19 protein-coding genes and 1 pseudogene are annotated in these 19,965 nt (G+C 65.6%); 17 read left to right on the top strand and 3 right to left on the bottom strand.

The window, feature by feature from the left end; all coding sequences use genetic code 11:
- Positions 1-258 (bottom strand): hypothetical protein (locus NNZ72_RS23350; RefSeq protein ID WP_257318092.1); only part of this gene is annotated, 258 nt, incomplete at its 3' end.
- A gap of 165 nt (positions 259-423) precedes the next feature.
- Here NNZ72_RS23350 and NNZ72_RS23345 point away from each other — a divergent pair.
- Positions 424-1,344 (top strand): LysR substrate-binding domain-containing protein, encoded by a 921-nt coding sequence (locus NNZ72_RS23345; protein WP_257318091.1) that lies wholly within the window; start codon positions 424-426, stop codon positions 1,342-1,344.
- Between the two features lie 59 nt (positions 1,345-1,403).
- Here the strand turns inward: NNZ72_RS23345 and NNZ72_RS23340 are convergent, their stop codons facing one another.
- Positions 1,404-1,592, bottom strand: coding sequence for a tautomerase family protein (locus NNZ72_RS23340; RefSeq protein WP_257318090.1), 189 nt, complete (start codon positions 1,590-1,592; stop codon positions 1,404-1,406).
- Between the two features lie 181 nt (positions 1,593-1,773).
- Here NNZ72_RS23340 and NNZ72_RS23335 point away from each other — a divergent pair, with 181 nt between their 5' ends.
- The 6 genes from NNZ72_RS23335 (at position 1,774) to NNZ72_RS23310 (ending at position 8,543) form a co-directional block, all read left to right on the top strand.
- The gene (locus NNZ72_RS23335) at positions 1,774-2,751 is read left to right on the top strand and encodes an ornithine cyclodeaminase family protein (RefSeq protein ID WP_257318089.1); all 978 of its coding nucleotides are present in this window, start codon (positions 1,774-1,776) and stop codon (positions 2,749-2,751) included.
- A 19-nt stretch (positions 2,752-2,770) separates the two neighbouring features.
- Positions 2,771-3,874: a mandelate racemase/muconate lactonizing enzyme family protein gene (locus NNZ72_RS23330; protein WP_257318088.1), complete on the top strand. Its 1,104-nt coding sequence runs from the start codon at positions 2,771-2,773 to the stop codon at positions 3,872-3,874.
- Positions 3,875-3,954: 80 nt separating this feature from the next.
- A complete protein-coding gene (locus NNZ72_RS23325) occupies positions 3,955-5,991 on the top strand; it encodes an NADH:flavin oxidoreductase (protein ID WP_257318087.1) in 2,037 nt (678 codons plus the stop codon).
- A 255-nt stretch (positions 5,992-6,246) separates the two neighbouring features.
- The gene (locus tag NNZ72_RS23320; RefSeq protein WP_257318086.1) at positions 6,247-7,119 is read left to right on the top strand and encodes a transporter substrate-binding domain-containing protein; all 873 of its coding nucleotides are present in this window, start codon (positions 6,247-6,249) and stop codon (positions 7,117-7,119) included.
- Positions 7,120-7,160: 41 nt separating this feature from the next.
- Positions 7,161-7,820 carry an amino acid ABC transporter permease gene (locus tag NNZ72_RS23315; protein WP_257318085.1) on the top strand — a complete coding sequence of 220 codons (660 nt, stop codon included), beginning with the start codon at positions 7,161-7,163 and terminating at the stop codon, positions 7,818-7,820.
- Positions 7,821-7,823: 3 nt separating this feature from the next.
- On the top strand, positions 7,824-8,543 hold the full coding sequence (locus tag NNZ72_RS23310) for an amino acid ABC transporter permease (RefSeq protein WP_257318084.1): 720 nt from the start codon (positions 7,824-7,826) through the stop codon (positions 8,541-8,543).
- Between the two features lie 99 nt (positions 8,544-8,642).
- Here the strand turns inward: NNZ72_RS23310 and NNZ72_RS23305 are convergent, their stop codons facing one another.
- Positions 8,643-9,389 carry a FadR/GntR family transcriptional regulator gene (locus NNZ72_RS23305; protein WP_257318083.1) on the bottom strand — a complete coding sequence of 249 codons (747 nt, stop codon included), beginning with the start codon at positions 9,387-9,389 and terminating at the stop codon, positions 8,643-8,645.
- A 477-nt stretch (positions 9,390-9,866) separates the two neighbouring features.
- On the opposite strand from NNZ72_RS23305, the gene NNZ72_RS23300 reads away from it, so the two are divergent.
- From NNZ72_RS23300 to NNZ72_RS23255, 10 genes and pseudogenes are all read left to right on the top strand, one after another.
- Positions 9,867-10,340, top strand: coding sequence for a RidA family protein (locus tag NNZ72_RS23300; RefSeq protein ID WP_257318082.1), 474 nt, complete (start codon positions 9,867-9,869; stop codon positions 10,338-10,340).
- Positions 10,341-10,364: 24 nt separating this feature from the next.
- Positions 10,365-11,117 carry an amino acid ABC transporter ATP-binding protein gene (locus tag NNZ72_RS23295; protein WP_257318081.1) on the top strand — a complete coding sequence of 251 codons (753 nt, stop codon included), beginning with the start codon at positions 10,365-10,367 and terminating at the stop codon, positions 11,115-11,117.
- Positions 11,118-11,127: 10 nt separating this feature from the next.
- Complete coding sequence (locus tag NNZ72_RS23290) at positions 11,128-11,796, top strand: amino acid ABC transporter permease (protein WP_257318080.1); 669 nt, start codon at positions 11,128-11,130, stop codon at positions 11,794-11,796.
- Positions 11,797-11,805: 9 nt separating this feature from the next.
- A complete protein-coding gene (locus NNZ72_RS23285) occupies positions 11,806-12,456 on the top strand; it encodes an amino acid ABC transporter permease (protein WP_257318079.1) in 651 nt (216 codons plus the stop codon).
- A 39-nt stretch (positions 12,457-12,495) separates the two neighbouring features.
- A complete protein-coding gene (locus NNZ72_RS23280; RefSeq protein ID WP_257318078.1) occupies positions 12,496-13,341 on the top strand; it encodes a transporter substrate-binding domain-containing protein in 846 nt (281 codons plus the stop codon).
- 171 nt (positions 13,342-13,512) lie between these two features.
- Positions 13,513-15,603 (top strand): hydantoinase/oxoprolinase family protein, encoded by a 2,091-nt coding sequence (locus NNZ72_RS23275; protein WP_257318077.1) that lies wholly within the window; start codon positions 13,513-13,515, stop codon positions 15,601-15,603.
- Positions 15,604-15,617: 14 nt separating this feature from the next.
- On the top strand, positions 15,618-17,255 hold the full coding sequence (locus NNZ72_RS23270) for a hydantoinase B/oxoprolinase family protein (RefSeq protein WP_257318076.1): 1,638 nt from the start codon (positions 15,618-15,620) through the stop codon (positions 17,253-17,255).
- Between the two features lie 72 nt (positions 17,256-17,327).
- Positions 17,328-18,533 (top strand): pyridoxal phosphate-dependent aminotransferase, encoded by a 1,206-nt coding sequence (locus NNZ72_RS23265; protein ID WP_257318075.1) that lies wholly within the window; start codon positions 17,328-17,330, stop codon positions 18,531-18,533.
- Between the two features lie 69 nt (positions 18,534-18,602).
- On the top strand, positions 18,603-19,511 hold the full coding sequence (kdgD, locus tag NNZ72_RS23260; protein ID WP_257318074.1) for a 5-dehydro-4-deoxyglucarate dehydratase: 909 nt from the start codon (positions 18,603-18,605) through the stop codon (positions 19,509-19,511).
- A gap of 116 nt (positions 19,512-19,627) precedes the next feature.
- A pseudogene (locus tag NNZ72_RS23255) lies at positions 19,628-19,960 on the top strand (aldehyde dehydrogenase family protein); the annotation flags it as partial.
- Between the last annotated feature and the right edge of the window lie 5 nt (positions 19,961-19,965).

Below are 19,965 nucleotides of genomic sequence, written 5' to 3'. Positions count from 1 at the left end.
GACTACGGCCTCGTCGCCGACATCTTCGAGGCGCTCCCGGAGCTCGAGAAGGCGCTCTGAGGACATGGAATTCGACGTGGTGATCGTCGGCGCGGGGCCTGCGGGTCTGCGGCGGCGATCCGGCTGAAGCAGGTCAATCCGGACCTCACGGTCGTCGCGCCGGAGAAGGGCGCGGTCGATATGCGCGCCGGCCCCGTCCCGGGCGGCCTCGGTGAGCCCGGCGTGCCGTGCCGCCAGGCCGGGGAGGGGCGGGGCCATGCCGCGCATCGACCGGCGCACACCGGCGGCTTTTCGGCTTGCGCCGGGCCGAAGACGGCTGGCATAGAATGTCGTACACACGGCCGGGCAGGCCGGAGCTCGCGTCAATCGCACCCGCGCGGTCGCGACCGGCGCCGAGGTCGCATTCGAACCGGGGTGGGCAGCATGAAACAAGGTGATCCGGCCGTCCTCGCGCGCTTGCCGTCGCTGCGCGCCCTGTTCATCTTCGACGCCGCGGCGCGGCACCTGAACCTCGTGCGGGCGGCCGAGGAGCTCGGCCTGACGCAGGGGGCGCTCAGCCGCCAGATCAAGCAGCTCGAGGACCATCTCGGGGCGGAATTGTTCGTGCGCCTGCCGCGCGGCCTCGACCTCACGGAGGCCGGGGACATCCTGCGCAACCATTGCCTGCTGGCGTTCCGCGAGCTGCGCGACGGCGTCAGCATGATTTCCGGCGTCCGGACGCGGCAGAGCCTGCGCATCGCCGCGGCGCGGTCCTACGCCACGCGCATCCTGAGCCATCGCGTATCGAGCTTCGTCAATCGCCATCCCTGGATCGATCTGATCGTCGACGGGCACCGCTATCTCGTCGACCTCGCGCGAAACGAGTCCGACGCGGCCATCCGCGTGGGAGACGGGCGCTGGTCCGACGTGACGGGCGAGAAGATCGAGGACGACCCCCTGTTCCCCATCGCCTCTCCCGACCTCATCGGCCAGGCCGGCACCACCGATGTCGTCGCGCTGGCCGAGAAGGCCCCCCTCCTTCACTACATGGAGAGGCCCTATTGGGAGGTATGGACCCAGCGCTCCAACGTCGCCATCAAGGGCCACCACCGCAATGTCCGCTTCTCGGAGACCGTCATGATGATCGAAGCGGCGGAAGCCGGGCAGGGGATCGCCATCGCGCGCCGCTCGCTGGTGCGCGAGGCGCTTGCCATGGGGCGCCTGGTCCAGCTTTCTCCGATCGAGGCGGACGACGGCATAGGATATTACTTCTGCGCCACGCCGGAAGCGCTGCGCAGGGAGACGGTCAGGAAATTCCGCGAATGGATCTTCAGCCTCTCGGCGGAGGATCCGCAATCCGACTAGAGCATTTCCAGCCGAAGCGGGATCGCTTCGGCGTCGGATAATGCGGAAAAAACAAGAATCTAGAGCATTTCGGTGACCCGGATCTCACCGGAAATGCTCCAGGCCCGCATGCCGGCGGTCTCGTCGTCCCGGGGAGCGGAGAGCAGGCGGCCGGCGATGGCCCGGTGCTCCCTCGCGACCTTCCGCACGAGCCTTTCCTTCTGTTCCGGGGATCTCCCCGGCAGCATCTCGATCATGACGGTCGGCATGGTCCGTCTCCTGTCGCCGAAGCCGGCCATGCGCCGCGCGGGCTGACAGGCGAGATTATCGCCGCGCCGCTATGGGCGGATCCACCTATGAGCTGGAATCATAGCGCGCGGCGCGTTTTCTCGATGGTGGGGCCGAACCAGCGCAGTAACGTGGTGGCATCCTCGCAATCGGAGAATGTCGATGACCTTCAGCTATGACGTGCTGTTCCTGAACCGGAAGACTGTGGAAGAGATCGCCCTGCCGATGGAGCGCATCGTCGAGGTCATCGAGGACGCGCTGATCGAAAAGGCGCACGGCCGCGTCCAGATGCCCGCCAAGCATTGGATGGAGCGCGACGCGAACCGGTGGTTCGGCGGGATGTCCAGCATCGTGCCGAAGATCGGCTATGCCGCGATGAAGTGGCAGAGCGGCTCGGACGAGAACTACGCGCGGGGCCTGCCCTATCTCACCGGCATGCTGTTCCTGAACTCGCTGAAGGACGGGACGGTCGACGCGATCATGGATTCGACGTGGATCACCCAGCAGCGCACGGCCGCCGCGTCGGCCGTCGCCGTGAAGCATCTCGCCCGCGCCGGCGAGACGAGCTACTCCATCCTCGGATCGGGCGTCCAGGGCTTCAGCCATTTCGAGGCGCTGCGCCTGGTCATGCCGGCGCTCAGCACGGTGCATGTCTACGACATCAATCCGAAGGCCGCCGAGCGCTTCGCCGCCTTCGTGAGGTCCGAGGGATTCGAGGCCAAGGTGGAGACGTCCGCCCGCGCCGCCGTCGAGGCGTCCCGGGTCCTGATCACCAGCGGCCCCATCACGCCCGACCAGGGCCGGGAGATCGAGCCGGACTGGCTGCACCCCGGCCACACCGCCATCGCCATCGACTACGACTGCTATTTCAAGCCGGAGACGCTGTCCTCCGCCGACATCCTGGCGACCGACGACATCGGCCAGATCGAGCATATCAGGGAATACGGCTATTTCGTCGGGTCGAGGACGCCGGACATCGAGATCGGCTCGATCGCGGCGGGCCTCGCCCCGGGTCGCCAAAGCGCGGACGATCGCGTTATCGTGGCCAACATGGGCGTCTCCGTCGAGGATGTCGCCACGGCGAAGGAAATCTACGAGATCGCCAGGCAGCGCAACATCGGGCTCCGGCTCGAGGCCTGAGAATGTGGAGCGACGACCTATGAAAATCTCTGCCATCGAAACGACGATCTGCCGCCTTCCGATCCGCCACTCCGGGCAACTGGGTGTCGGGGCGCTGGAGGAGATCGATCTCGTCCTGGTCAGGCTCGAGACCGAGGCGGGCGTCGTCGGCGTCGGCGAATGTTCCCCCTGGGCGGTCTTCGCCGAGAACGCCTTCGGCATCAAGGCGACGATCGAACACTACCTGGCGCCGGCCGTCATCGGGAAGTCGGTGTTTGACGTCGAGGCCGTCCTGCTGGCCATGGACGCCGCCCATTACGGCGCGCCGTTCGCCAAGGCCGGGATGGAACTGGCCGTGCTCGACGCGCTCGGCAGGACGCTCGAACAGCCCGTCTACAATCTTGTCGGCGGACTCGTCCGCGACCGCATCAATCTCAGCTATTCCGTCACTAACCAGGATATCGAGAAGGACCTCGACGAGACGCGATGGCTGGTCGACCAGGGCTTCAAGGTCCTGAAGATCAAGACCGGCGTGCTCTCGGAGAGGGTCGAGGTCAGGCGCATCGAGGCCCTGCGCAAGCTCGTCGGCGACGACTTCGACCTGCGCATCGACTTCAACCAGGGCGGCAGGCGGGAGCAGGTCCTGCGCCTGTGCCGGCGCCTGGAGGACTTCCAGCCGACATTCATCGAGCAGCCGGTCAAGGGCTGGGACCTCGACGGCATGGCGGAGATCACCCGCGCGATCGATACGCCCGTCATGGCGGACGAAAGCGTCCTGAGCTGGGAGCAGGGCCTGCAGGTCATCAAGCGCGCTGCTGCCGACATCATCAGCATCAAGCTCGCCAAGACCGGCGGCATCTACCGCGGCAAGAAGGTCGCGGCCGCCTGCGAGGCGGCGGGGATGCCGTGCTACGGCGGGGCGATGTGGGAATCGGGCATCGGCGTCGCCGCCCACCTGCACTTCGCCTGCTCCACGCCGGCCGTCAAATACGGCAGCGACTACTATTGCCCGAACTTCCTGATGGAGGACGACCTCGTCAGGTCTCCGCTGACGTTCGAGAACGGCGATCTGCTGGTTCCGCAGGGGCCGGGCTTCGGCGTCGAGGTCGACTGGGACGCGGTCGGGCGCTACCGCATCGGCTGACGCCGCGCCGTCCAAGCCCCGCGGTCGCGGGGCGTTCCAATGCGTCCGCCGGAAGCGGCGCCTGATCGGGAGTTAGCCGAATGTCGAACGATCCCCTCCTGCAACCGTTCCAGCTGAAGCACCTGACGCTCCGCAACCGCATCATGTCGACCGCGCACGAGCCGGCCTACACGGAAGACGGCATGCCGAAGGAGCGCTATCGCCTCTACCATGCGGAGAAGGCGAAGGGCGGGCTGGCGCTGACCATGATCGGCGGATCGGCGGTCGTCGACATCGACAGCCCGCAGGCGTTCGGGAACATCCAGCTTCACAGGGACGAGGTCGTGAAGTGGCTCAGCGAGCTTGCCGACGACGTCCACTCCCACGGCGCCGCCGTCATGATCCAGATGACCCATCTCGGCAGCCGCACCAGCTGGAACAAGGCCGACTGGCTTCCGATGATCGATGCGTCTCCCATCCAGGAGCCGGTGCACCGGGCCTTTCCCAAGGCGATGGAGGACTGGGACTACGAGCGCGTGACGGCCGCCTTCGCCGATGCGGCCGAGCGCGTGAAGGCGTCCGGCCTCGACGGCTTCGAGCTGAACTGCACGTCGCACCTGATCGCCCATTCCTGGTCCCCGGCGACGAACAGGCGCGAGGACGAATACGGCGGCTCCCTGGAAAACCGGATGCGGTTGGTCATGGAGATCCTTGCGGCCATCCGCGAGCGCATCGGCATCGACTACATCGTCGGGGTCCGGATGGTCTGCGACGAGGCCATGCCCAGGGGCCTGGACGCCGTCGAGGGCGTCGAGATCGCCCGGCGGCTGTCCGCGAGCGGCCTGATCGATTTCGTCAACGTCGTGCGCGGCCATACCTCGAAGGACGAGGGGCTGAGCCATGTCATCCCCAGCATGGGCAAGCCGTCCGCACCGCACCTCGATTTCGCCGGCGAGGTCCGCAAGGCGATCGGCCTGCCGACCTTCCATGCGGCGAAGATCCAGGACGTGGCCACCGCGCGCCACGCGATCGCCAGCGGAAAGCTGGACATGGTCGCCCTGACCCGCGCCCATATCGCCGACCCCTACATCACGCGGAAGATCATCGAGGGGCGCGAGGACCAGATCCGGCCCTGCGTCGGCATGGGCTACTGCATCGACTCGATCTATCCGGGCCAGGCGACCTGCGCGCACAATGCGGCGACGGGCCGCGAGGCGACATTGTCCCACGAGATCGCCAGGACCACCGGTCCCCTGCGCAACGTCGTCGTCGTCGGCGCCGGTCCCGCCGGCCTCGAGGCGGCGCGGGTCGCCGCGGCGCGCGGGCATCGCGTGAAGCTCTTCGAGGCGGGCCCGAAGGCCGGCGGCCAGATACTCGTCGCCGCCGCGCTCAGGCGCCGGCGCGAGATAATCGGCATCGTCGACTGGCGCCTGGCCGAATGCGAGCGGCTCGGCGTCGACATCGAGTACAACCGCTACGTCGACGAGACCGACGTGATCGCCGAGAATCCGGACGTCGTCGTCGTCGCCACGGGAGGGCTGCCCAACCTCGGCTGTCTGTACGAGGGCCAGGACCTGGCGACCACCACCTGGGACATCCTGAGCGGTATCGTTCCGGTCGGGAAGTCGGTCCTGCTCTATGACGACGCCGGCACCCATGTCGCGATGAGCGCGGCCGAGTTCATCCTGGACGCCGGCGCGGAACTGGACGTGGTCGCGGCGACCAGGATACTGGCGCAGGACGTCGGCGCGACCACCTATCCCGCCTATTTCAAGGCGCTGAAGGAGGGGAACGCGGCGGTCACCCTCAACCTTCGCATCGAGCGCCTCGAGCGCCGCGGCAACAAGATCGCCGCCGTCTTTCTCGACGACTACACCAAGCGCTACTCCGAGAAGGTCGTCGACCAGGTCGTCGTCGAGAACGGCACGAAACCGAACGAGGACGTCTACTTCGCTCTCCGGCCGATGTCGAGGAACGGCGGCGAGGTCGATTACAGGGCGCTCGTCGCGATCCGCCCGCAGCAGAAGGTCAGGAACGGCGACGGGCGCTTCCAGCTGTTCAGGATCGGCGACGCGGTCGCCAGCCGCAACATCCACGCCGCCATATATGACGGGCAGCGCTTCATGGCGGCGATCTAGGAGGCCGATGCCGGGCGTGCCCGGGCGCGTCGCTTAGCGTGAAGCGTTTTACCGGCTTGAAAGACGGGCGCATACCGGCTGATATTAACTGGGCTCATAGCTCGCCAGCCTATTTCTCGTTGGTTATCGGGTGGCGAGCGTCGCATCATTTTTCGGCTGATAAGCAACACGCTGGTTTTCCAGCCGACGAGAAAAGGGAACGAGATGCATATCCGAAACGGTTTTTCTGTAGCCCTGGCCATTGCCGGCGGTCTTGTGGCGGCGAGCGCGAAGGCGGAAACCTTCGAGAGCACGATCCCGGCCAAGCCGGACTTCTCCGTTCAGCTGCCGGCGGAGGCCGCGAGCGCCGGCGCGTTCAACATCGGCGTGCGCTGCGACTATCCGCCGTTCGGCTATATCGATGCGGAGGGCAAGAACGTCGGGATCGAGATCGACCTGGCGAAGGCGCTTGCCTATTACGCGTTCGGGGATGCTTCGAAGGTCAACTATACCTGCGTGACGTCAGCCAACCGCATTCCGAACCTGATCACCTCGAAGGTCGATATCCTCATCGCCAGCATGGGCTATACGGAGGAGCGGAGCAAGACCGTCGAGTATATCCCGCAATTGTACTACACGTACTATATCGAGTTCATGACGACGGCGGACGGTCCCGCGGATTTCGCCGCCCTCAAGGGCCAGACCGTGTCGACCGTCATGGGCGGCGTCTACGAGCCCTGGTTCGAGAAATGCATGCCGGACGTGAACGTGCTGGGATTCAGCACCGTGGACCAGGCCTTCGAGGCGTTCGCCCAGGGGCGGTCGATCGCCATCGCCCACGACAACACCGTCCTGCCGGGCATTCTCGCCCGGACCCAGGGCAACAAGCTCTCGACCGATCACGTCGCCCCGGGCTACATCGGCATGGCCGTCCGGCCGGGCAGCGGCGACCTGACGACCTGGCTCAACGAGGCCGTCGTCGCGCTCAACAATTCCGACTTCTACGTGAAGTCGCTCGCCCGCAACGAGAGCAAGCCGGAGGCCCAGGCCGCCCTCAAGGGCGCGCTCGCCTATCCCGGACACGACATGCCGATCGCATCCGCCGAGGTCAGCCCCGACGCGAGCTGCGATTTCATCCCGAGCAAGTAACGCGCTTATCTCGACGGATTCCCGCGGAAGGCTTTGCGGATATGGACTTCAGCCTGTCGTTCCTGATCGAGAGTTGGCCCGTTCTCGGTGCCGGCCTTGCTCGCACGCTTGCCGTGAGCGCAGGCAGCATAGCCCTGGCCTTCCTGCTCGGGGCCGTCTGCGCGTGGATACGCCATGAACGCGTTCCCGTGCTGACGTGGATCGTCTACGGCTATGTCGAGCTGTTCCGGAGCACGCCGATCCTGGCCCAGGCCTACCTGATCTATTTCGGGCTGCCCTCGCTCGGAATCCGGTTCAACTCGGACGTGGCCGCCTGCATCGCCCTGACGCTGTGGGGCGGTGCCTACAATACCGAGAACATCAGGGCCGGCATGATCGCCGTGCCGCCGGGCCTGAGCGAGGCGTCGTCGGCGCTGGGCTTCGACCGCCTGAAGACGATGCGGCTGATCATCCTGCCGCTCGCCTTCCGGATCTCGATCCCGTCGGTCACCAATATCTCCATCTCGATCTTCAAGTCGTCGTCGCTGATGATCGGCATCGGGTTCCACGAGCTCACCTATGCCGCGACCAACCTGATCTATCAGACGTTCCGGATCTCGGAGATGCTCATAAGCCTGGCGGTGATCTATCTCAGCATCTCGACGCTCATTTCCTACGCCGCCCGCCGCCTGGCGCAGCGCGTCCACGTCGCGGGGGTGTAGGACATGGATTTCCTCGGCGGGGCGCAGGGGCTCCTGTGGCAGGGCTTTCTGGTCACCCTCCAGATCTCGGGCGCCTCCCTTGTCATAAGCTATGTCGCCGGAATGCTGGTCGGGGTGCCGGCGAGCACCGACGTCAGGATCGTCCAGTGGCTGACGCGGGCCTATATCGAGATCTGGCGCGGGCTGCCGCAGCTCATCACCATGTTCATGGTCTTCTTCATCCTTCCCCAGACGGGCGTTAACATCGGCCCCGTCATCTCGGGCATAATCGGCCTCAGCCTGTGGGGCAGCGCCAATTTCGCCGAGCTGGTGAGGGGCGGCATCAGGTCGATCCATGCCGGGCAGCGGGAGGCGGCCACCGCGCTCGGCCTCAGCTGGCTGCAGCAGATGTACCTGGTGATCGCCCCGCAGGCCTTCCGCCGGATCATCCCGCCTTCCTTCGGGCTGGCGGCGGCCATCATCCAGGGCAGCACGATCGCCTCCCTCATCGGTGCTGCGGACATCATCGAGCAGAGCCACCGGTCCGTCGCGCGCCTGCTCTTCAGCGAGGGCAACGCCTATTCGCTCCCGATCATGCTGACGGTGATGGCCGCCTTCTTCTGCATCTGCTACCCGCTGATGCTCCTCGGGCGCTATCTCGAATACCGGCTGGACCGGCAGGCGCCGGGCGACGGGGGACGCCGCGGGCTGCTCCGCTTCCTGCGCGCGCGAAGCACCGGCTGAGGCGCGGGACCTGCGCCACGCCGATGCGGCGGGCGAGTTCGCCGGCCGTGTGACCCATATATCCACAGCAACGGATATCGATGCCGGGCGTCTGCGGCTTCAGGCCTCTCTCGCCACGTTGCTCAGCGGCGAGTTCCCGCCGTCCGAGAAACCGCGATAGCGCAGGTGGCTCCGGTTCAGATGCGCGCGCATCGCCTCGCGCGCCTGCTCCGGATTGCCGGTGCTGATCGCCTCGCAGATCGCCCGGTGCTCGACCACCGTGTTCTGCACGTATTCGGGCGTGATGAGCGCGGGGTTCAGCTCCTTGGAGAAAGCCGGCTGCGGCAGGATCTGCAGGCTCATGAGACGAAAGAATTCGATGAAGGCGCCGTTGTTCGTCGCTTCCGCGATGGAGCGATGGAAGACGAAATCGAGATGGTCGAGGGCGGTTTCGTCATCGAGCGAGGCCTCGAACGCGCGGGCGGCGTTCCATATAGTGGATTCCTGCGCCCACGACCGTCGCGTCGCGGCCAGGCCGGCGGCGTGAACCTCGAAGGCCATCCGCAGCTCGAGAAGATCCATGAAGGAGGTCTTCAGCCGCTGCAGGGGCGCCAGCACGAGTTCCGAATCATGGCTGTTCGGATCTTCCTGCTTCGGCTTTTCGCGGACGAACACGCCGACGCCGTGCCGCGCCTCGACGATGCCCTCCGACCGAAGCGCGGCGACCGCCTCGCGGATGACGGTGCGGCTGACGCCGAACTGCTGCGCCAGCTCGTTCAGCGAGCCGAGCTTATGGCCGTTGTCCAGTTGTTGCTCGACGATATGAGCCTTGAGGGCCTGTATCGTCCGGCTTGCCAAGGTATCCAAGATCCACCCGTATGCTCGGTTTTCGCGCGGAGCTGCGGCTCTTCCGCTTGATAGGGGTTTGTCGCGTCCTTGACAAGGTAGCATGACCTGTCGAGGTGATGCTATCTCACACGCGAATTTTGGCATTCGAAGTGTGCGCACTCTCCGCCTTCTGTCGTCGGACACATGCGTATTCCGGCAGAGGCATGATGTTTCCTCAAAAATTTTTCTTCGCGTCCACAGCGACGGTTCGGATTTCCTCATATTGTGATCAAAGTTATGATATTGAAATAAATGTATAAATTGTAATGATGGCATCATAAATGGCAAGTGATCATATCTCTATATTCAATATTGACATGTGGTACTATTTCAATAATCTCCTCGTCAGAAAAAGTGAGCCAGCGGCGCGATCTCGCATGAGCGAATGCGCCGGAACGGCTCCGGGAACCAGGACTGCGCCCTTGCGGCGCGCACGGGAACAGGTGGAAAACCGCTATGGGTGACGTCTCCGCACGGCTCTCCGAGCTCGGCATCGTATTGCCTTCGATCGCCCCGCCGGCGGGCAACTACGTTCCGTATCGCTTCGCCGGGGAGCTCCTCTTCGTGTCCGGGCAGATTCCGCGGATCGACGGCGTGGAGCATTTCGTCGGCGTCGTGGGGCGGGACATCTCGCCCGAGGAGGGCTATCAGGCCGCGCGGCTTTGCGCCTTGAACCTCCTCGCCCGCGTCAACGATGCGCTGGATGGCGATCTTGATCGGGTGCGGGCTTGCGTCCAGGTTCGCGGCTTCGTCAACGCGCCGGCGGAATTCAGGGGCCATGCGGCGGTGATCGACGGCGCCTCCGACCTTCTCGTCGAGCTCCTCGGCGACAAGGGGCGACATGTCCGCACGGCCCTCGGCGCGGGGTCGCTGCCGCGCGGCTCCTCGGTGGAGGTCGACGCCGTGTTCGAAGTTACAGCGAAATCCTGAAGATAACAGGAAGGGGAGTGCGCCATGAGCGTGAACAGCAGCCAGAAGGCCATCGAAATGGTCGGCGTCAACAAATGGTATGGCCCGCTTCAGGTCCTGAAGGGCATCGATCTGGACGTCTCGCGCGGCGAGCACATCGTGCTTTGCGGCCCGTCCGGTTCGGGAAAGTCCACCCTGATCCGCTGCATCAACCACCTGGAGGAGATCCAGCAGGGCAGGATCTCGGTCAACGGCACCGAGCTCAGCCAGAAGGGCACGAACGCCGATCATATCCGCCGCGACGTCGGCATGGTCTTCCAGCAGTTCAACCTCTTCCCGCACCTGACCGTCCTCGAGAACTGCATGCTGGCCCAGCGCCGGGTGCGCAAGACGTCCGCCGCCGAAGCGAAGGACAAGGCGATGCGCCATCTGGAGCGCGTCCACATCGCCGAGCAGGCGCAGAAATATCCGGCCCAGCTGTCCGGAGGCCAGCAGCAGCGCGTGGCGATCGCCCGCGCGCTCTGCATGGATCCGAAGATCATGCTGTTCGACGAGCCGACCTCCGCGCTCGATCCGGAAATGGTCAAGGAAGTGCTCGACACGATGATCTCGCTTGCCGACGGCGGCATCACCATGATCTGCGTGACCCATGAAATGGGCTTTGCCCGGGCGGTCGCCCATCGGGTGATCTTCATGGATCGCGGCGAGATCATCGAAAGCGCCAAGCCGGACGCGTTCTTCAGCAATCCGAGCCACGAGCGCACCAGGGCGTTCCTCAGCCAGATCCTCAACCACTGAGGAGCGGCAGATGAACTATTCCTTCGATTTTACGCCTGTCCTCGCCGCATGGCCGATGCTGCTGGAAGGTATCCTCGGCACGCTCAGGATGTCTTCGCTCTCCATGGTCTTCGGCCTGACGCTCGGCATCGTCTTCATGATGATGCGGATGAGCAGGCAGCCGGTGCTGCGCACCATCGCCATCGGCTATATCGAGCTCATCCGCAATACGCCGATCCTCGTCCAGGTCTTCTTCGTCTTCTTCGGCATGCCGGCGATCGGCCTCCGCCTGAGCGGGGAACAGGCGGCGATCCTGGCGATGACGCTCAACTGCGGGGCCTATGCGGCGGAGATCGTGCGCGGCGGCGTGCAATCCATCCGGCCGGGCCAGATCGAGGCGGGCAGGGCGCTGGGACTGCACACGGCCGACATCTATCGCTTCATCGTCTTCCGTCCCGCCATCCGGGCCGTCTATCCGGCGCTCTGCAGCCAGTTCATCCTGATGATGCTCAATTCCAGTCTGGTGTCCTCCGTTTCGGCGGAAGAGCTGACCTACTTCGCGCAGACGCTGGACTCGCAGACCTTCCGCAGCTTCGAGATCTATCTGACGCTCGGCGTCATCTATCTCGTGCTATCCCAGTTCTTCTCTGCCGCCCTGAGCATGATCGGCAGGGTCTACTTCTCCTATCCGACAAAGTGAGGCCGTGCGATGATCCGTCAATTTGGCTGGGGAGAGTTCGTTTTCCTGCTCGAAGGCGCGCGCTGGACCGTCGTCCTCTCGCTCCTCGCCTTCACCGTCGGCGGCGCGCTCGGCCTTGCCGTCGCTCTCGCCCGGACCGGCAGGTTGAAGCCGCTGCGCGTCCTCACGGCGACCTACATCCAGATCTTCCAGGGCACGCCGCTCCTGATCCAGCTGTTCTTCGTCTATTTCGGCCTGCCGCTCCTGGGCCTCAAGGTCGATATCTGGGTCGCGCTGACCATCGGCCTGTCGCTGCATACGAGCGCCTTCCTCGGCGAGATCTGGCGCGGCAGCATCCAGGCGGTGCCGGATGGCCAGAGCGAGGCCGCCCGCGCGCTCGGCATCGGCTACGTCCACCGCATGATCGACATCGTGCTGCCGCAAGCCTTCCGCATCGGCCTGCCGGCCACCATCAGCTTCCTCGTCAATCTGATCAAGGGGACCGCGCTCGCCGCCCTGCTCGGCCTGACGGAGCTCACCCGTTCGGGCCAGCTGATGGCCAACATCACCTTTCAGCCGCTGCAGGTCTATGGCGCGGTCGCACTGATCTACTTCTTCATCTGCGTACCCCTGACCTACTGCAGCGCACGGATCGAACGACGCCTCAACGCCGCTCGGTAAAACAAGAACGCATGCCAAAAATCAACCAGAGGTGACCACATGTTCAAGACAGCATCGACCCTTTCGCGTTCGAAAGTTCTGGGCGGTCTCGCCGCCATGCTTCTGGCCGCGACCTCCTTCGCGACGGCCGCGCTGGCCGTGACGCCGGAAGAGATCAAGGCCAGGGGCACCGCCACCATCGGCGTGCAGATGGATCAGTTCCCCTGGGGCTTCATCGACCAGAACGGCCAGAACGACGGCTTCGATATCGAGATCGCCAAGCTGATCGCCGAGGAGCTCGGCGTCGACGTCAAGTTCGAGCGCGTCACCGGGCAGAACCGCATCCCGCTGCTGGTCAACGGCAATGTGGATTTCCTCGTGCCGTCGATGACCATCACCGAGGAGCGCGCCAAGGTCATCCAGTACGTCATCCCGTATTCGTCCAACGACATCACCGTGTGGGGCAAGACCGACGCCGACATCAAGGGCAACGAGGATCTCGGCAAATACGTGATCGGCGTCAACCGCGGCAGCTCTTTCGAGCCGCTGCTGGTCAAGGTCGCCCCGCCGGAAACGCAGATCAAGCGTTTCGACGATGACGCCACGACCGTACAGGCGCTCCTGTCCGGCCAGGTCGATGCCATCCTGGGCAGCGTCACCTACGGCCTCGTCATCAGCCAGACCGGCCACGGCGACGCCTACGAGCGCAAGTACAAGGTCGCGGACAATTTCCAGGGCATGGCCGTGCGCAAGGGCGACCAGGAGATGCTCGATTTCCTCACCGACTTCGTGACCCGCCACACGGCGGACGGCACGCTGGATGCCCTCTACAAGAAATGGATCGGCGTCGACCGTCCCAAGCTGCCGACGACGCTTCCGGGCGTCGACTTTACCGGCAAGCAGTAACGCTTGAGTCCTGCGCGACCGCCAGCCGCCGCGCAGGACACCAGAAACATCAACAACCGAAGAGCTTTTGGCCTCCGCCCGTGCGGGCGGGGGGCAGGCCTCTGCACGCCGAAATTGGAACCTTTCGGGCAAGGCGCAATGGCAGCTCGCTTACGGAGCATGAGTTAGAAAATGGCGAAAGATGGCAAGCAGATCAGGGTCGGTGTCGATATCGGCGGCACCTTCACCGACGTTGCGATGGAGGTAGGCGTCACGCTCCATTCGATCAAGGTACTGACCGATTATTCCTATCCCGAGAACGCGATCGTCAAGGGCATCCGCCAGGTGGCGGACGTCGCCGGTGTCCGGCTTTCCGAAATCGACACGATCATCCACGGCACCACGCTCGCCACGAACGCGCTGATCGAGCGGCGCGGCGCGAAAACCGCCTTCGTCACCACGAAGGGCTTCCGCGACGTCATCGAGATGCGCACCGAGAGCCGCTTCGAACAGTATGACCTGGACATCGTGCTGCCGGCGCCGCTCGTGCCGCGCAACGAGCGCTTCGTCGTCGACGAGCGCATCGCCGCGGACGGATCGGTGCTGAAGGCGCTGGATCCCGCCGAAGTCGACGCGCTCTGCGATCGCATCATCGCAGCCGGTTACGAAAGCGTCGCCATCGGCTTCATCCACTCCTATCTGAACGCCGCGCACGAGAAGGCCGTCCGTGACCGCCTCCTCGCGAAGAAGGCCGACATCGCGGTCTCGATCTCGTCGGAAGTGTCGCCGCAGATGCGCGAGTTCCAGCGCTTCAACACCGTCTGCGCCAATGCCTTCGTGAAGCCGCTGATGGCGTCCTACCTCAATCGCCTCGTCGGCCGCTTGACAGAGGAGGGCACGCGCTGCCCGGTCTTCATGATCCATTCGGGCGGCGGCATCATCAGCGTCGAAAGCGCCGTCGAATTCCCGGTTCGCCTGCTCGAATCCGGGCCGGCGGGCGGCGCCATCTTCGCGGCGCATATCGCCAGCAGCTACGGCCTCGACCAGGTGCTTTCCTATGACATGGGCGGCACGACCGCGAAGATCTGCCTGATCGAGAAGCAGACGCCGAAGACTTCCAAGACGTTCGAGGTGGCGCGCACCTGGCGCTTCAAGAAGGGCAGCGGCATGCCGATCTCCATCCCGGTCATCGAGATGGTCGAGATCGGTGCCGGCGGCGGCTCGATCGCGACGGTCGACAGCATGCGCCAGATCCGCGTCGGCCCGCACAGCGCCGGCTCCGAGCCCGGCCCGGCCTGCTACGGCCGCGGCGGCGCGAACCCGACGGTGACCGACGCCGACCTCGTCCTCGGACGCCTGGACGCCGACGAGTTCGCCGGCGGCACGATGAAGCTCGACCGCCCGGCATCCGACGCGGCCATCGATGCGGATCTCGCATCGAAGCTCGAAACGGACGTCGCGACCGCCGCCTTCGGCCTCAGCGAGGTGGTCGACGAGAACATGAGCAACGCCGCCCGCATGCACGCGGTGGAAAACGGCAAGGAACTCTCCGAGTTCACCATGATCGCCTTCGGCGGCGCGGCCCCGATCCATGCCGCCCGCCTTTGCGAGAAGCTCGGCATGTCGGAGCTGCTGATCCCGCCGGGCGCCGGCGTCGGTTCGGCGATCGGTTTCCTGCGGGCCCCCTTCGGCTTCGAGAGCGTTCGCAGCGCCTACAGCCGCCTCAGCCGCTTCGACGCGCATGCGATCAACCGGACGATATCGGACCTGATCGCGGAGGCGACCTCCTTCGTGCGCTCCGGCGCGCCGGATGCCGATCCCGACCTCGAATGCACGGCCTACATGCGCTATGTCGGCCAGGGCTGGGAAGTGCCGGTCGCCATCGACGTGCGCGACTACGCCGATGGCGACGGCGCGCTGTTCCGCAAGCTGTTCGACGAGCAATACGAGCGCTTCTTCGGGCGCGTCATCGACGGTCTCGACGTCGAGATCGTCAGCTGGTCGCTGCGCGCCACCTCGAAGGTCGCGCCGCCGGAGAGGATCGGCAGGACGGCAAAGGTCCGCAAGGCAGACATCCGCGGCACCCGTGAGATCTTCGACGTGCAGGTCGGCGGCTTCCAGACGGCGTCGATCGTCGCGCGCGCCGACATGAAGCCGGGCGATTTCGTTTCCGGTCCCGCCGTCATCACCGAACGCGAAACCTCGACCATCATCACTGCGAGCCGAGAAGTCGTCATGCAGGCCGACGGCTGCCTGCTCGTACGCGTCAAGCAAAGGGCTTGAACGGAGGACAACCCATGAAAACCAACGCACTTTCCGACGTCCGCATGCAGATAATGTGGAACCGGCTGATCTCCGTCGTCGAGGAACAGGCCGTCACCCTCATCCGCACCGCCTTTTCCACCAGCGTTCGCGAATCGGGGGACCTGTCCGCCGGCGTCTTCAACCGCGGCGGCCTGATGATCGCCCAGGCGGTTACCGGCACGCCGGGCCACGTCAACGCGATGGCCGAGGCCGTCGGCCATTTTATCCGCGACATCGGTCCCGGGAACATCTTCGAAGGCGACGTCTACATCACCAACGATCCGTGGAAGGGCACCGGTCATCTCCACGACTTCACGGTCGTTTCCCCGAGCTTCCGCAATGGCCGGCTCGTCGGCTACTTCGCCTGCACGGCGCATGTGGTGGATGTCGGCGGTCGCGGCTTCGGCCCGGATGCGAACGAGGTCTACGAGGAAGGCATCTTCGTCCCGATCATGAAGTTTGCCGAGCGCGGCAAGGTCAACAGGGACCTGGTCAACATCCTGCACAACAACGTGCGCGAAAGCCACCAGGTGGTCGGCGACGTCTATTCGCTGGCGGCCTGCAACGAGATCGGCCATCGCCGCCTGATGGACATGATGGAGGAGTTCGGGCTCGACGACCTGGAGACGCTGGGCGAGTTCGTCTTCAAGCGCAGCTATGATGCCACGATCGAGCGCATCGCCGCGCTGCCGAAGGGCTCCTACTCCAACACCATGCGCGTCGACGGCTATGGTTCTCCGATCGACATCGTCGTGCGCCTCGACGTTGCCGGCGACCATATCCTCGCCGATTTCGAGGGCACGTCGCCGCCGAGCCCGAAGGGCATCAATTGCCCGATCATCTATTCGGCGGCCTATGCCTGCTACGGCATGAAATGCTCGATCGCGCCGGAGATCCCCAACAACCATGCGTCCCTCTTGCCGTTCCGCGTGACGGCGCCGAAGGACTGCATCCTCAACGCGCAGCATCCGGCCCCGGTCTCCGTGCGCCACGTGCTCGGCCACCTCGTGCCCGACGCCGTGCTCGGCGCCGTGCACAAGATGCTGCCGGGCAAGGTGCCGGCCGAAGGGGCGGGGGCCCTGTGGAACCTGCATGTCAGCGTCCGTCCGCTGCCGGGCGAGAAGGCCCCGGCCGATGGCGGCCAGCGGGCCGAGGTGCTGCTGTTCAACAGCGGCGGCGCCGGCGCCCGCTCCACGCTCGACGGCCTCAGCGCCACGGCGTTCCCGAGCGGCGTGCATTCGATGTCGATCGAGGCGACGGAGCATGTCGGCCCGGTCATCTTCTGGCGCAAGGAGCTGCGGGACGGTTCCGGCGGCGCCGGCAAGTTCCGCGGCGGCCTCGGCCAGGTCGTCGAGATCTCGCCGACCGAGGGGCATGAGATGCACTTCAACGCCATGTTCGACCGTGTCGAGCACCCGCCGCGCGGCCGCGAGGGCGGCGAGAACGGTGCGGCCGGGGCGGTGCTTCTGGATGACGGCACCAGGCTCGCCACCAAGGGACGCCAGCACGTTCCGGCAGGCCGCAGGCTGATCCTGCAGCTTCCCGGCGGCGGCGGGTACGGTCCGGCCGACCAGCGCGACGCGGCGGCCGCCAGGCGGGACGTCGAATTCGACTACGTCCCGGCGAAGTAGTTCCTCCCCGAGGCCGGGCGGCGCGGAAGCGCCGTCCGGGCTCGATCCCCCGGTCTTCGAAGGAAAGAGAAGATGACGTTCGAGAACAAGCGCGCGGCGGCCATCGAATCCTCTGCGAGCATGGCGATTGCCATGGCGGCGCGGAAACTGGCTGCGGAAGGGCGCGATATCATCGACCTGTCGCTCGGCGAGCCCGATTTCGAGCCGCCCGCCCACGTCGCCGACGCCGCCTGCGCGGCCATCCGCAAGGGCCGGATCCGCTACGGCGTACCGGCCGGCATGGAGAGCCTACGTCAGGCGATCGTCGAGAAGTTCAGGGTCGAGAACCGGCTCCATTATGCCGTCGACGAGGTGATGGTGGCGAACGGCGCCAAGCAGATCCTGTTCGACGTCTTCCTTGCCACGCTCGAGTCGGGCGACGAAGTCGTCGTCCCGACGCCCTGCTGGGTGTCCTACGGCGATATCGTTGCCCTGCACGGCGGCAAACCGGTCTATGTCGCCTGCGGTCCGGAGGCGGGTTTCAAGATCAGCGCGGAGCGGCTGGAGGCGTCGATCACGCCGAGGACGCGCTGGCTGATGCTGAATTCGCCGTCGAACCCGACCGGCGCGATCTATTCGGCCGAGGAATACCGCGCCATCGCCGCCGTGCTGGCGCGCCATCCGGACGTGCTGGTGGTCTCCGACGAGATCTACGAGCACATCCTGCTGGGGGCCGCGCCCTTCGTCTCCTTCGGCGAGGCTTGCCCTGAACTGCGCGAGCGGACCCTGATCGTCAACGGCGTCTCCAAGGCCTATGCCATGACCGGCTGGCGGGTCGGCTATGCCGCCGGGCCGAAGGCGCTGATATCGGCACTCGGCAAGATGCAGTCGCAAAGCGTCAGCTCCGTCTCCACCGTGGCGCAGGCCGCAGCACTCGCGGCTCTGACCGGCGACCAGGCCTTCGTGCGCCGGGCATCCGGCACCTTCGCCGCGCGGGCGAAGATCGTCGCCGATCGGCTGGCGGTAATCCCCGAGCTCGGATTCACGCCGCCCGATGGCGCCTTCTACGCCTTTATCGGCGTGCAGAAGCTGCTCGGCCGCAGGACCGCGGCAGGCGAGGTGATCGCCGACGACACGGCTTTCGCCTCCCGTCTGCTGCATGCGTTCGGCGTGTCGAGCGTGCCGGGCGCGGCATTCGGCGCGCCGGGCTTCATCCGCCTGTCGATCGCCGCGTCGGACCGGGAACTGGCAGGCGCTTGCGAGCGGCTGGCGGCGATGGTCGGTTCGCTGGCCGCCTGAGCGGCAACACCAACACATTCGAAGGAGGCTGGATCGTCCCCATGCCTCCACCAACAGGAGGGTATCCCCATGAAGACTGAAGACCTGAAATACACGCTTGGCGCCGGCCTGCTTTCCTTCCCCGTGACGCATTTCGATGCCGAGGGGAAATTCAACGCGAGGAGCTATGCCGAGCACGTCAACTGGCTGTCCGGCTTCGAGGCGACGGCGCTGTTTGCCGCCGGCGGAACGGGCGAGTTCTTCTCTCTGACGCCGGATGAAATCCCCGAGATCGTCCGCGTCGCCAAGGAAGCGGCCGGCAGCACGCCGATCGTGTCGGGCTGCGGCTACGGTACCGACATCGCCGTCTCGATCGCCAGGTCCGTCGAGAAGGCCGGTGCCGATGGCATCCTGCTCCTGCCCCATTACCTGATCGATGCGCCGCAGGAGGGCCTCTACCGCCACATCAAGGCGGTCTGCGACGCGACCGGCCTGGGCGTCATGGTTTACAACCGCGACAACTCGGTCCTCCAGGCCGACACGCTGGCCCGGCTTTGCGAGGCATGCCCGAACCTCGTCGGCTTCAAGGACGGCACCGGCGACATCGGCCTCGTCCGCCAGATCACCGCCAGGATGGGCGACCGCCTGACCTATCTCGGCGGCATGCCGACGGCGGAGCTTTTCGCCGAGGCCTATCTCGGCGCCGGCTTCACCACCTATTCGTCGGCCGTCTTCAACTTCGTGCCGGGCCTCGCCATCGACTTCTACAAGGCGCTGCGCGCCGGCAAGCGGGCGGAGTGCGAGAGGATCCTGATCGACTTCTTCTACCCGTTCATGGCGATCCGCAACCGCGCCAAGGGCTATGCGGTCTCGGCGGTCAAGGCCGGCGTGCGTCTCCAAGGCTTCGATGCGGGCCCGGTCCGCCCGCCGCTCAGCGACCTGACGACGGAGGAAGTGGCGATGATGGAAGCCCTCATCGGCAAGCACAGGCGCCGCTAAGGAAGGAGGGGCCGCCTCCGGCCGGGGGCGGCTCCCAACCAGATGCGTGACCGGGGAGCGTCCATGACCATCCACCGGAACCTGATTGCCGGTGAATGGGTCGGCAGCGATGCGGCGAGGCGACGAACGCGATGCGGATCGCCCGCGAGGAGATCTTCGGGCCGGTCGCCGCGGTGATCCGGGTCAGGGACTATGACGAAGCGCTGGCGGTCGCCAACGACACGCCGTTCGGGCTTTCGTCGGGCATCGCCACGACGAGCCTGAAGCATGCCACGCATTTCAAGTGCAACGCGGAGGCCGGCATGGTGGTGGTCAACCTGCCGACGGCCGGCGTCGACTTCCACGTGCCCTTCGGCGGCCGCAAGGGCTCCTCCCACGGCCCGCGCGAGCAGGGCCGCCATGCCGCAGAGTTCCACACAACCGTCAAGACCGCCTACACGCTGGCCTAGCGCGA

This window comes from Shinella pollutisoli, from assembly GCF_024609765.1.
In the GTDB taxonomy this organism is placed as follows: domain Bacteria; phylum Pseudomonadota; class Alphaproteobacteria; order Rhizobiales; family Rhizobiaceae; genus Shinella; species Shinella pollutisoli.
This window is presented reverse-complemented; position numbering and strand designations above follow the sequence as displayed.

Bases quoted from the DNA above. Each gene is read 5' to 3' on its own strand.
- NNZ72_RS23345 (WP_257318091.1), top strand. From the start codon at position 424: ATGAAACAAGGTGATCCGGCCGTCCTCGCGCGCTTGCCGTCGCTGCGC.
- NNZ72_RS23340 (WP_257318090.1), bottom strand. From the start codon at position 1,592: ATGCCGACCGTCATGATCGAGATGCTGCCGGGGAGATCCCCGGAACAG.
- NNZ72_RS23335 (WP_257318089.1), top strand. From the start codon at position 1,774: ATGACCTTCAGCTATGACGTGCTGTTCCTGAACCGGAAGACTGTGGAA.
- NNZ72_RS23330 (WP_257318088.1), top strand. From the start codon at position 2,771: ATGAAAATCTCTGCCATCGAAACGACGATCTGCCGCCTTCCGATCCGC.
- NNZ72_RS23325 (WP_257318087.1), top strand. From the start codon at position 3,955: ATGTCGAACGATCCCCTCCTGCAACCGTTCCAGCTGAAGCACCTGACG.
- NNZ72_RS23315 (WP_257318085.1), top strand. From the start codon at position 7,161: ATGGACTTCAGCCTGTCGTTCCTGATCGAGAGTTGGCCCGTTCTCGGT.
- NNZ72_RS23310 (WP_257318084.1), top strand. From the start codon at position 7,824: ATGGATTTCCTCGGCGGGGCGCAGGGGCTCCTGTGGCAGGGCTTTCTG.
- NNZ72_RS23300 (WP_257318082.1), top strand. From the start codon at position 9,867: ATGGGTGACGTCTCCGCACGGCTCTCCGAGCTCGGCATCGTATTGCCT.
- NNZ72_RS23295 (WP_257318081.1), top strand. From the start codon at position 10,365: ATGAGCGTGAACAGCAGCCAGAAGGCCATCGAAATGGTCGGCGTCAAC.
- NNZ72_RS23290 (WP_257318080.1), top strand. From the start codon at position 11,128: ATGAACTATTCCTTCGATTTTACGCCTGTCCTCGCCGCATGGCCGATG.
- NNZ72_RS23285 (WP_257318079.1), top strand. From the start codon at position 11,806: ATGATCCGTCAATTTGGCTGGGGAGAGTTCGTTTTCCTGCTCGAAGGC.
- NNZ72_RS23280 (WP_257318078.1), top strand. From the start codon at position 12,496: ATGTTCAAGACAGCATCGACCCTTTCGCGTTCGAAAGTTCTGGGCGGT.
- NNZ72_RS23275 (WP_257318077.1), top strand. From the start codon at position 13,513: ATGGCGAAAGATGGCAAGCAGATCAGGGTCGGTGTCGATATCGGCGGC.
- NNZ72_RS23270 (WP_257318076.1), top strand. From the start codon at position 15,618: ATGAAAACCAACGCACTTTCCGACGTCCGCATGCAGATAATGTGGAAC.
- NNZ72_RS23265 (WP_257318075.1), top strand. From the start codon at position 17,328: ATGACGTTCGAGAACAAGCGCGCGGCGGCCATCGAATCCTCTGCGAGC.
- kdgD (WP_257318074.1), top strand. From the start codon at position 18,603: ATGAAGACTGAAGACCTGAAATACACGCTTGGCGCCGGCCTGCTTTCC.